The organism is Geomonas sp. Red276 (genome assembly GCF_054784495.1).
In genome coordinates this window covers 1-11791 of record NZ_BLXW01000061.1, presented here as the reverse complement: position 1 = coordinate 11791, position 11791 = coordinate 1, and the positions used below count along the sequence as shown (strand labels likewise).

10 protein-coding genes and 1 pseudogene are annotated in these 11791 nt (G+C 61.9%); 7 read left to right on the top strand and 4 right to left on the bottom strand.

Features of this window, described 5'->3' with window-relative positions; genetic code table 11:
- Positions 1-1212 (top strand): Ig-like domain-containing protein (locus ACYVL5_RS23000; protein WP_460597885.1); only part of this gene is annotated, 1212 nt, incomplete at its 5' end.
- A 170-nt stretch (positions 1213-1382) separates the two neighbouring features.
- Here ACYVL5_RS23000 and ACYVL5_RS22995 read toward each other — a convergent pair.
- Complete coding sequence (locus ACYVL5_RS22995) at positions 1383-5642, bottom strand: beta strand repeat-containing protein (RefSeq protein WP_460597886.1); 4260 nt, start codon at positions 5640-5642, stop codon at positions 1383-1385.
- A 114-nt stretch (positions 5643-5756) separates the two neighbouring features.
- Positions 5757-6233 (bottom strand): annotated as a pseudogene (locus ACYVL5_RS22990) (polysaccharide deacetylase family protein); the annotation flags it as partial.
- 690 nt (positions 6234-6923) lie between these two features.
- Here ACYVL5_RS22990 and ACYVL5_RS22985 point away from each other — a divergent pair.
- Together ACYVL5_RS22985 and ACYVL5_RS22980 are read left to right on the top strand one after the other, a co-directional pair.
- Positions 6924-7592, top strand: a complete 669-nt coding sequence (locus ACYVL5_RS22985) for an IMPACT family protein (RefSeq protein WP_460597884.1) — start codon at positions 6924-6926, stop codon at positions 7590-7592.
- Positions 7589-8170 (top strand): macro domain-containing protein, encoded by a 582-nt coding sequence (locus ACYVL5_RS22980; RefSeq protein WP_460597883.1) that lies wholly within the window; start codon positions 7589-7591, stop codon positions 8168-8170. Before ACYVL5_RS22985 ends, ACYVL5_RS22980 begins: the two co-directional genes overlap by 4 nt.
- Before the next feature lie 89 nt (positions 8171-8259).
- Here the strand turns inward: ACYVL5_RS22980 and ACYVL5_RS22975 are convergent, their stop codons facing one another.
- On the bottom strand, positions 8260-8598 hold the full coding sequence (locus ACYVL5_RS22975) for a type II toxin-antitoxin system HicB family antitoxin (protein WP_460597882.1): 339 nt from the start codon (positions 8596-8598) through the stop codon (positions 8260-8262).
- Positions 8595-8849, bottom strand: a complete 255-nt coding sequence (locus tag ACYVL5_RS22970; protein WP_460597881.1) for a type II toxin-antitoxin system HicA family toxin — start codon at positions 8847-8849, stop codon at positions 8595-8597. The genes ACYVL5_RS22975 and ACYVL5_RS22970 overlap by 4 nt, the downstream gene beginning before the upstream one ends.
- A 163-nt stretch (positions 8850-9012) precedes the next feature.
- On the opposite strand from ACYVL5_RS22970, the gene ACYVL5_RS22965 reads away from it, so the two are divergent.
- From ACYVL5_RS22965 to ACYVL5_RS22950, 4 genes are all read left to right on the top strand, one after another.
- The gene (locus tag ACYVL5_RS22965) at positions 9013-9267 is read left to right on the top strand and encodes a hypothetical protein (protein ID WP_460597880.1); all 255 of its coding nucleotides are present in this window, start codon (positions 9013-9015) and stop codon (positions 9265-9267) included.
- A gap of 56 nt (positions 9268-9323) precedes the next feature.
- Complete coding sequence (locus ACYVL5_RS22960; protein ID WP_460597879.1) at positions 9324-9542, top strand: outer membrane protein assembly factor BamD; 219 nt, start codon at positions 9324-9326, stop codon at positions 9540-9542.
- 120 nt (positions 9543-9662) lie between these two features.
- A complete protein-coding gene (locus ACYVL5_RS22955; RefSeq protein ID WP_460597878.1) occupies positions 9663-10391 on the top strand; it encodes an N-acetylmuramoyl-L-alanine amidase in 729 nt (242 codons plus the stop codon).
- Between the two features lie 667 nt (positions 10392-11058).
- A partial coding sequence (locus ACYVL5_RS22950) for a hypothetical protein (protein WP_460597877.1) occupies positions 11059-11791 on the top strand: 733 nt, incomplete at its 3' end.

The following is an 11791-nucleotide window of genomic DNA, read 5'->3' as shown; positions in this document are numbered from 1 at the left end:
GTCTCTTCCCCGGCTAACGGCTCCACCGTCTCCGGGACCGTGAGTGTCGCCGCCAGCGCCTCCGACAACGTGGGCGTCACCAAAGTCGAGTTCTACCTCAACGGCGCCCTGGCCGCCGCCGTCAACACCGCACCGTACAGCTTCAACTGGAACACCACTTCCTACGCCAACGGCAGCTACGCGGTGAGCGCCAAGGCCTACGACGCCGCCGGCAACGTCGGCTCGACCTCGGGTGTTACCGTGAACGTCTCCAACGTGGTGGCCGACACCACCGCCCCGGTGGTCGGGAACTTCGTGATGCCCTCCACCGCCAGCTCCTTGACCGTGGCCGTGACCTCCTTCACCGCGACCGACAACGTGGCCGTCACCGGCTACCTGATCACCGAAAGCTCCTCCGTGCCGTCCGCTTCCGCCTCCGGCTGGAGCTCCGCCGCCCCGACGAGCTTCACCTTCTCCGCCGCCGGTACCCGCAACGCCTACGCCTGGGCCAAGGACGCCGCCGGTAACGTCTCCGCCTCCAAGGTCGACTCCGTGGTCATCACCCTGCCTGCCGCCAGCACCCCGACCTCGATCGTCGTCGACAAGACCGTGTACCGCGATTCCTCCAGCACCGGCTCCTCCATCGCCTCCCCGACCCTGACCACCACCGGCGCCGGCCGTCTGCTGGTCGCCTTCGTCACCGGCAGCGCCCCCTCCAGTGGCGCCAACACCTACGTCAAAACGGTCACCAGCAGCGGCACCGTCCTCTCCTGGACCAAGGCGGCGGCCACCGCCGTGCAGCGCGGCTATGCGGAGATCTGGTACGCCTGGGCCCCCGCCAGCTTCTCCGGCACCGTGAAGGCCACCCTCAACCAGTCGGTCTCCTCGCGCTCCATCACCGTGATGGCCTTCACCGGGACCGCTACCGGCTCGGCCGCCATCGGCGCAGTCAGCGGCGGGAACTCCGCCTCCGGCGCCCCCAACGCCTCGCTCACCACCACCAAGGCCAACTCGCTGGTGCTCGGCACCGGCAACGACTGGAGCGGCGCGGTCGCCAGGACGGTAGGCTCCGGCCAGAAGATGGTTCACCAGTTCCTCTCCCCGACCTCCGACACCTACTGGGTCCAGATGGGTAGCCCGGTAGCCTCCTCCGGGACGAGCACCACCATCAACGACACCGCCCCGGCCGCCGACATGTACAACCTGAGCATCGTCGAGATCCGCACCCCCTGACCTCGACCACACCGGAGTAACTCCCCAAACGGGGCGCAGGAATGATTCCTGCGCCCCGTTTCTTTTTAATGCCCCTTCCTGCGGCCAAAAGCCGCCGAGGAGGCCGCCCCCGTGCGGTGGGGAGTGAGGGGGCCCCCTCGTTCCTCGTGCCGTTTTACCCCTTCGTGATGCTACGGCTTTCTAATCTCCACGATACTCAGGTTGTAGCTGTCCGCGGCAGGAGCGGTATCGTTGATGGTCACCGTGGTTCCGGGAGCCGGGGTGGCGCCAGTTTGGCTCTGCACCCAGTAGCTTGCGTGGTTAGTGGTGGAGATGAGCTGGTGCACCATGCGTTGTACCGGTCCCAAGGTCCGGCTCGTCGCAGAACTGGGGTCGTTGCCGATTCCAAAGACCCAGGAATTGGCGCCGGTCGTCACCAGCGAGGCCGCTGGTACGCCGGATGCGGCGCTGGCACCTGCGGTGGCACCGATGGCGCTGGCGCCGCCCGCCGTCCCCGTGAAGGAAACGACGGTCAGGGTGCCGGAGGACACCGACTGATTCAGGGTTGCCGTGACGGTGCCGGTCATGACGGAAGGGGCATACGCCCACCAGATCTCGGCCGTTCCCCGCTGCGTGTTGGCCCTTTGCGCCAGCGTCCAGGTGAGGGAACCCCCTGTGTTGGTGAGGCCGGAAACGGTGGTGGCCGTACTTCCGCTCTTCGGGGCCGCCGCAATGAAGGCGACCAGCAACTCGTTGGTATTCTTGGTGGAAAAGCTCGGGGTTTTAATCGTCTTGGTCGATGCAGTGGCATCTTTGTAGGTCACGACGTCGATGGCCAAATCCGGCGCGAGGGCAATGACGATGTCCAGGTTCTTCGAATCGGTGGCCGATAGGCTATCGCTTACGGTGACCGCCACGGTGAAGGTCCCGGTGGCGGCCGGCGTGCCACCGATCACCCCCGCCCCGCTCAAGGTAAGCCCCGGCGGAAGCCCGGTCGCCGACCATGCATAGGGGGGAGCTCCTCCTGTCGCTGCCAGAGGCTGTCCGGGGTAGGAGACTCCAACGCTGCCCGGTGCGAGGCTCGCCGTGGTGACGGCCAGGGAGGCGGCTACCGACTGGGTGCGGATTTCGATGGCACTCAGGTTGTACCTGTCCCCTGTGGGAGCGGTGTCGTCGATGGTTACCGTGGTGCCGGCCAGTGGGGTGGCGGAGGATTGTTTTTGCACCCAGAAGGTATCGCCGGTGGCGGTGGAAAGGAAGGTGTGCACGATGACTTGTCCGCTCCCGGGGGTCCGGGCGACCGCCTGGCTCCAGTCGTTTCCTGTTCCCAGCACCACGGAGCCGGCTCTGGTCGTCACCAGGGAGACGGCGGGGGCGCCGGAAGCCGCACTGGCACTGCCGGTGGCGCCGATGGCGTCGGCTCCGTAGGCCGTTCCGGTAAAGGTCATGACGGTGATCGAGCGGGATGACACGATCTGGTTCAGGGTGGCCGTAACCGTTCCGGTCACGGCCGCGGTTGGGTAGGCCCACCAGATCTCGGCGGTTCCCCTCTGCCCGTTGGTGACCACCCCCCGGGTCCAGGTGAGCGCGTTACCGGTGTTGGTCACCCCCGTCACCGCGGCATTCGTACCCGTGGTGGGAGCGGATCCACCGATGAAGGCCACCACCAACTCGTAGGCACCGGCGGTGACGGCTGGGGAGGTGATCCTGCTTCCGGCGGCGGAAGAATCGGCAGAGACGTTGGCGTTAATGCCGATGGCCGGTACCGCAATGGTGATGTTGATGTTCTTGGTGGCGGTGGTCAGGCTGCTATCGGTGACCGAGATCGTCGTGGCGAATGTCCCGGAGGAGGCCGGCGTGCCGCCGAGCACGCCGCTGCCGCTCACGGTGAGCCCGGACGGCAGTCCGGTGGCAGACCAGGTGTAGGGGGCGATTCCCCCGGTCGCCGCCAGGTTCTGGCTCGGATAGGAGGCCCCGGTGGTGCCGGGGGGGAGGCTTGCGGTGGTGATGGTCAGCGCAGGCACCGGTGCTACCTCGATGTTCAGGTTTTTCGTGGCGTTGCCCGAACTGCTGTCGGTGACCGAGACCGCCACGGTGAAGCTCCCGGCGCTGGCAGGCGTGCCGCTCAGCACTCCGGCGGAGCTCATAATGAGTCCCGGCGGCAGCCCGGTCGCAGCCCATAGGTAGGGGGGGATTCCCCCGCTGGCCACCATGTTCTGGCTCGGGTAGGGGACGGCGACGATGCCCGCAGGGAGGCTCGTCGTGGTGATGGACAATGCCGGCGGGGGCGCGATGCCGATGTTGAAATTCTCGGAAACGGTGGTCGAACTGCTATCGCTTGCGGAGAGTGCCACGGTGAAGATCCCCGCGGAGAGCGGCGTCCCGGTTATTACGCCGGTGCCACTCATGGCGAGCCCCGGCGGCAGACCGGCTGCCGACCACCCATAGGGGGGGATCCCCCCGGTAGCCGAGAGGGCCTGGCTTGGATATGGCTCCGCGACGGTGCCCGATGGGAGCGCGGCGGTGGTGATGGCCAGCGGCGGCGGTGGCGCGATAGCAATGGTCAGGTTGTTCGCCGTGGAGGTCGAAACGCTATCGGTGACCGAGATTGTTACCGTGAAGCTCCCGACGGATGCCGGCGTGCCGCTGATGACTCCGGCGCCGCTGATAATAAGTCCCGGCGGCAGTCCGGCTGCCGACCATGCGTACGGGGGGGCCCCACCCGTGGCCGCCAGGTTCTGGCTCGGATAGGCGACGCCGGCGGTGCCCGATGCGAGGCTCGCCGTGGTGATCTCGAGAGGCAGCGGAGCGCTCTGACCCCGGATCTCGACGATGCTCAGGTTGTACATGTCGGCGGTCGGTGCGGTGTCGTTGATGGTGACCGTGGTGCCGGCCGCCGCGGTGGCGGACGACAATCGCTGGACCCAATAAGTGTCGCCGGTCGCGGTGGAAAGGAAGGAGTGCACGAGTGATTGTCCGCTGCCGACGGTCCGGCTGACCGCATGGCTCCAGTCGTTTCCGGTTCCGAGCACCAGGGAGTTGGCCCGGGTGGTCACCAGGGAGGCGGTGGGTGCGCCGGACGCCGCGCTCCCACTGCCGGTGGCGCCGATGGCGTCCGCTCCGTAGGCCGTTTTGGTGAAGGACATGACGGTGATCGAGCGGGACGAGACGCTCTGGTTCAGGGTGGCGGTGACCGTCCCTGTCACCGCCGAGGTGGCGTAGGCCCACCAGATCTCGGCCGTTCCCCGTTGAGCGTTGGTGACCACCCACTTGGTCCAGGTGAGCGCGTCACCGGTGTTGGTCACCCCCGTCACCGTGGCATTGGTACCCGTGGCGGGGCCTGAGCTCCCAATAAAGGCAACCAGCAACTCGCCGGCCCCGGTGGTTACCGTCGGGGAGGTGATGTCGCTGCCGGTGGTGCCCGCATCGGTTGAGACGTTCGCGCCGATACCGATGGGGGGGAGGGGTGCATATATGGTGATGCCGAGGTTCTGCTTGACCGAGGCTTGGCTGGCATCCTGAAGCTGGACCGTGAAGGAGCCGGTGCCGGCAGAGGTCGGTATTCCAGAAACGGTTCCAGTGGCTGGATCGATGTTCAGACCGGGTGGCAGAGAGCCGGCAGCAATGGACCATCGGTAGGGGGGCTGGCCTCCGGTGGCCGTGAGGTTCTGGGTGTAGAAGAGGGCCACGGTGCCTGCTGAGAGGCTGGTGGTGGCGATCGCCAGGGGCTGCGGGGGGGGGGCTGTCGCCTGAATTTCAACCGGGAGCGCGTTGGACGTCCCTCCACCGGCCACCCGGTTGTAGACCGTTACGCTGGCATTGCCGGGCGAGGCGATGTCGGTGGCATCGATGGCCGCCAGAAGCTGGGTGGGGGAGATGACCGTGGTCGCCCGGTCGGTGCCGTTCCAGCGGAAAGTCGAATTGACGTCAAACTTTTGCCCGGTCACCAGGAGTTCCAAAGCGGGGCTCCCGGCCTGGAGTTGCCGCGGGTAGACCTCCGATATCCTGGGTGTCGTAATGTCCTGAAGGGTGATCAGGCCTTTGTCGGGTACGGCATGGTAGTAAATTACGTTCGCGCTCCCCTCTACGGTCGCCTTTATCGTCGTGATGCTGTTCTCCTGCTGGACGCTTACGTAGAGCCACCCCGAAGGGACGGTGCTGCGCACCGTTAATGGTTCATTGTAGAGTGAATCGTCCAAGGTGTCGCTCAAGCTCAAAACGGTCTGATCGTTCGTCTCGGAGAAGACCGAGAGCGTTGCCGTAGCCCTCTCGTTGACGTACTTTACCACCGGACCGATGCCGCGTACCGCCAAGTTCTTTGTCTTCAGGTAATCGAGATAATTGGTGAAATCGGTGGTGGCCATGTGCCCGTAACAGTTGTCGGCACCACCATTGAGCGTGTGGGCATGGACGATTAGCCATTGCCCCTGCTTCTCTGCGTCATCAGTCATGGAAAGATACGAAGTCGAATCCATATCGCATGATCTGAGGTTATAGAAATCGTAGGGCAATGTATTGAGTTCGCAGTAAGTTCCCCTCGCAGAGATATAGTTGCTACTGACTACCGTTTGTACATCGTCGTTGAATTCCCCCCAGGGATAAGAAAAGGTGAGGCATTTCTGGCTGCTTAGCTGGGCATCTATCGCCGCTTTCGAACCGATGACTTCCTCGTAGAGTCGGGAATACGACAGGTTGGTGAGATGAGGATGGGTTTCCGTGTGGCTTCCTATCTCGTGCCCGATGCCTGCCGCGTCCCTCCAGGAATCCCACCCCGGAGAGTAATTGCCGATTGAGTCGGTGATCAGGAAGAAACTTCCCTTGAAATCTCGTCCGTTCAACGCAGGCACGCCGATGGAGATTTGGGATGGGCAACCGTCATCAAAAGTAAGGGAGACCACGCCTGCTTTATTGTCCGGCCAATGGGTGATGGCGTGATCGGCGAGTGCGTCGGAAGTGAAGAACAGAGGCGAGATGACGACAAGGAGGCTGCAGATCCAAGTTCCCGGCGAGTGAATCAAGGAACGACGTCCTTTTCTTCGCATAGCTCCCTCCATGTACTCTTGTTATGAGTATGCCGCCGAGCATAGGCCCTGTTTCAGTTTTCAAAGAGCAAGACGGAGGTGCAGATTCATTAGATTTGGTTTGCAAAAAATAATGCCGCGACCAATTAACCCGGTCGCTCGAAACTGGAGAGTCAGGCCGTTGCCGATGCTATTCAAAGGCTGCGGACCGGTTATGTCATGCATCTTTAAGGGTACTTCAAAAGAGTAAATTTAAAATCGTTTGCCGACGGAAAAATGTTATTTTTCAATAGTATTGCCATGGTCACAGGTTCTTTTTGAGACGCTTTATGTCGTTTGCCGGGGCCCCTTTGTCTTGGTTGCCGGTGATTACGTTTCCGGGTCTCCGTAGGAGTGAGGATGAAAGCTCACGGTCGTCTTCATAACCGGGGAGGCCGTCCAGCGGCTCCAACAGCTACCCACCCAAATCCGGGACAGATTTATTTAATTCCAATGAATCCGCAGCATCAAGCCCCCAGGGAGCCCCCTATTCTACGTCCGCCTGTTTATGTGCGCCTGGCAGGGCCTGTGGTGCGGAAACGCCACCGAGTCAGCTGGGTTGGCAGGAGTGGGTACCCCTGGAGGTGAAGGTGCCGCTCAACCTTTGACAAGAGGTGGAGTCCTTTATATAGTCACCTCTGCTTTTCAGGTTACCAACATCGGAAATGTTCTATGCCATACGTGACCGTACAGAGACACGGGGAGGCTGAGATTGTCATCAAGAAGTCCCGGTTCATCGTGAACGTGGTCCCCGTCCAGTCCGAAGGCGAGGCTATGGGCTTCGTCGAGCGGATCAGGGCGGAGCACCGGGATGCCAACCACAACTGCTTCGCCTTCAAAGCAGGAGCCAGCCAAAGGATGTCGGATGACGGCGAGCCGAGCGGCACGGCGGGGCGCCCGATCCTGGACGTGCTCGAAAAGCAGGGGCTCACCGATACGGTGATCGTGGTGACCCGTTACTTCGGCGGGATCCGTCTGGGGGCGGCGGGGTTGGTGCGGGCCTACAGCCAAAGCGCCGTGGCAGGGGTGGAAGCGGCGGGCGTCGCCACCGCCGTGGCCGCAGTCGATCTCCTCGTCACGCTGGATTACACCCTCGTCGGCAAGGTGCAGTACCTGCTCACCCAGGCCGGCGCCCTTAACCTGGACAGTCACTTCGGCGAAAACGTCACCCTCACCTGCCGGGTTATTGCCGGAGCGGCAGAGGGACTGGAAAACGAGTTGGCCGAAGCCTCTTCCGGCCGGATTACTGTGAAGCGATTGGCCGAGGTACTGGTAGGAAGCGACCTGCAGCCGATCCACGGCGAGCCGGGCGTAAGCGGTCATGAGGGGCGGGGGAGATGAAGCAGAAAGGGCAAACAGGGCTGCGCCTGATCCGGGGGGGGCGGCAAGGCATCCGCCTTGGACAGCTGGAGGTGATGGTGTCGCCGCCGGAGGTCCCTCCTTTTACCTCTGCGGCCACCGTGGTGGAGGAGGATACCTGGCTCGTCCTCAGTGCCGAGCCGACCGTCAAGCCGGTCGCCGACAGCGTGGTGCGGATCATGACCGAGCTCATCGATGCGAAGGCGGTCCCGCCGGGGAGCGTATTGGTGAAAAGGGGGGACCCCATCCAGATCCAGGCCGTGGTGTACGACCTCGGTGAGGAGCCGTTGTGCCGTCCCGAATGGGTGGGGCTTGCTCTGAAGGGAGCCTTTGCGGTGGCCGAGGACCGGCGGCTGGCCTCCATGGCGCTGCCGCCTCTCGGGGTGCGTTTCGGGCGGCTCCCCCTTTCCCGTTTCATTGAGCTTCTGGCTGAGGCCGTACGGGAGGCGCCCCTGTCCACGCTGCGAAGGATCTGGCTGACGGTGGAAGAGGATGACTGCCCCGCGGCCAGGCGCCTGCTCTGCGCCCTGGCCGGGCCCCATGACGGGGAAGAGAGATAAGCTCAACTGAAACTGCCAACTAACATCGACTACCTGCCCGGTCAGACAAGGGGTAGCTGTGTCGGCAAGAAAAAAACGGATCTGTGCGATCAGTGGTCGTGCCTTGCACACTCTGAAAGGAGCTCCACTATCCAGGCGTTTATGCTCTTGCCATGAGCGGCAGCTTGCGCAGCTAATCGCTGATGCAATACCGGAGGCACCCGCAGATTGAACTTGCCGGAGAACTGTTTGCGAGGCTCGACGCCGTCCTCGGCGCACATCTCAAGAAATGCCTTTAGCGAGAGTTCGCCCTCCTTGCGAAGATCGTCCACGGTGCTGGCATAGAAATCCGCACCGCCGTTGATGCCGACGAACTCCCCTCGAAACATGTTGATTTCGGGGTCGAATGAAATGACTGCGTCGTATCCGTTGATGCTCATAGTGTTCATGGACATACTCCGTTTTCTTCAAGCCACTTTCGGATGGATGCAACAGCTCCTTTATCGGTATCAGGCGAAGGATGCGGTCGGTGAAAAACCCGGCGGTCCCCAAAGAGCCGAACGCCGACCCGGGAGTCTTCCCGTTCAGTGATCTCAGCACCAAGTTCTCTAAAGAGAGCAAGAACATCCGGCCACTGGACATTCCCAGGGACGGGATGGGCGAAGATCGATTCCAGCGTCTTGAGGTTTTTCCGTTTCATCCAATTTTTAGTACCACATGTTGGTACCACGGTCAAGGTTGATGGGGTGCATAAACAAGAAGCCGGTTAACCCGCCCAAAGGGTGTAACTCCCGGGAGGCAGGCCCTTTTTGATGATGGCAATGGCAGGATCAAACAAGGATAAACGGAGAGGGGGAAGGAATATGAGAACAAAAGTACTGATGGTCAGCGCTCTGGTGATGCTCGTTGCCGGTTGCAGCTCATCGAGCCAGCAGCAGGCTCCTGAAACATCGCAGGGGAGGGCGGAAACTAAAACATTGGAAGGTGCGTCGGCTGTGGGCTATGACGGAAAGGCCATCCGCAACAGCGTGGACAACACCCTCAACAAAAACGATCAACACAATCAGGATCTGGATAAGGAAGTCAAATCAGGCGCTGACGGACAACCGAAACAATAACGGGATGATGGCCACTGGTAACGGCATTGTGCTGCCGTGTTGAAAAGGAGTGGATGATGAAACGACTGGCAATAGCGGGGATGATGGTTTTGGGGCTTTTGAGCGGCTGCAGCGGTGACAAGAGCAAGGAGCTCTTCGATACGGCGCAGTTCGAGGAGAAGCAGCATAACAGTGAACATGCGCTGCAACTGTACCAGGAGATCGTCTCCAAGTACCCGGACAGCCCTCTCGCCAAGCAGGCACAGGAGAGGATGACCGCCCTCGGCAAGAAGTAGCGCCCGACATCTCCCTCACCCTAACCCTCTCCCGGAGGGAGAGGGGATTGTTGACGGGGGGAATAGGGGGACAGGCACCTGGCGTAGCCGGTCCCCTTGGGGGATCCGGAAGGGGGGGGCATGAACGTCTTGAAGGTCTTGCTGTTCTTGTTGCTGTCCTCGTGCGCGGTCACGGCCTGGGGGGATGGCGGGCCCGTCCGGGGAGGGGTTGCCATCGACATCGGCCACTCTCCTGCCAAGGGGGGCGCGATCAGCGCGCGCGGCAAGAGCGAGTACCTCTTCAACCGGACGGTCGCCCTCGCCCTGAAGCGCGAACTCGAAAAAATGCAGGTGCCGGTGGGGATCCTGGATCTGGACCGGGAGATGTCCCTGCCCGACCGGGTGGCGGCGGCCGAGCTGCGCAACTCCGACATCCTCGTCTCCATCCACCACGACTCCGCCCAGGAGCAGTTTCTCAAGTCTTGGACCTACGCAGGCAAAAAGCTGAGGTTCTGCGACCGGTTCTCGGGCTTCTCCCTCTTCGTCTCCGGCAGGATCCCCCGTGCGGAGGAGAGCCTCTCCCTGGCGGGCGCCATCGGCAACCGGCTCCTCGATGCGGGATTTCATCCCACCCTGCACCACGCGCAGGACGTGCCGGGGGAGAGGCGCACCCTGCTGGACCCCGCACGCGGTATCTACCGGTACGACCAGCTCGCCATCCTCAAATCGAAGTCAATGGTCACCGTCCTCGTCGAGTGCGGGGTGATCGTGAACCCGGGCGAGGAAGCAATGCTTGAACAGCCGGAGGTCCAGGAGAAGATAGCGCATGCCATCGCCTCCGGCATTGGCTCCTTTTGGGCCGGGCGGTAGCTGTTTCGGCCTTCTCCCCTGTGATTTGCCTCACACCTTCCCGCCTTTGGCCCCGCTCCCGCGGCCTGTCCCCGATCCCCTCACTCCATTCGCTGTTCAGATCCCGAGCATTGTTCAATTTCTGAATCCTTCCCGTATCTCAACGAAATATGCCTTGTCTTTCCGCTAGTTACCTGTGGGGGAGGGGCGGCGCCTGCCACCATGTGCACCCTCTGCGCACGATTTCCATCCCGTACACTCATTTTTGTTAATAGCCATTTTTCAATGATACCGGGCACTTGGCTGTTTGGTCGTGGGTTGGCCGAAGCGGCACGTCCCTTGCCAATGGGTAAGGTGTGTGGCGAGAACGATGAAAAGGACTGATAAATCAACCCGGTTTCCTGTGATTTGAAACACAGTAGGAAGTGACAAAAACGACGATTATGCAAACCATGGATCTAAACGTCCCGCAGCACTGGCAGTAAAGAGCAGAACCCCAGCCCTCAACTGAATCAACCTACAAGGAGAAAGTGATTAAAGGCCAATCGCAGCATTAAATGCGAACACTCTATTTGCGTACATTGGACCGGCAATAACAACTTTCGAAGAAACAGAGACTTTCAGCTTTCTCAAACTCAAAAGGTGGGCATCAAAGGACGCCCCACCGCGTAATTCAACGGAGGAAACAATGCATAAGACCATCGCCAAAGGCATCATGAAGACCATGCTGACCCTTGCCCTGCTGGTCCCCGCGACCTCGGCCCTGGCCGCCACCTATTACGTCGATACGAACGCCGCCAGCGACTCGGGCAACGGATCGGCCACCAGCCCCAAGAAGTACATCACCTCGGGGCTCAAACTGATGGCCGGCGGTGACACCCTGGTCCTCAAGGACGGGGTCTACAGCGGCGACTCCAACATGATCTCCGAGTACTCGAGCGTGTTCGTGCTCCCGCCCAGCGGCTCTGCCGGCGCCTTCACCACCATCAAGGCCGAGCACGTGGGCGGCGCCATCATCGACGCCCAGTACAACAACCTCGCGGTCTCCAACATCAACACGGCCGACAGAAAGCGCAACTACGTCCATTTCGACGGCATCCACTTCCGCCACGGCGGCAACGGCGTCTTCTTCTGGTACGGCGACCACGCCTGGATCTCCAACTGCGGCTTCGAAGACGGGATGAACCCCTCCATCAACGACGAGGTTCCCATCGCTGCCATCGCCGGCGGCTCCTCCTACGGTCTCGTGGAAGACTGCTGGGTATGGGGTTACGGCCGCTACGGCTTCTACACCAAGCCTGACGACTACAACGGCAACCCGGTCGGCACCAACCATATGATCTTCCGCCGCATCGTGGTCCGCATGGACAAGACCCCGTCCCAGTTCATGACCGCCGGCCTGCGCTTCTACGGCTCCAGCA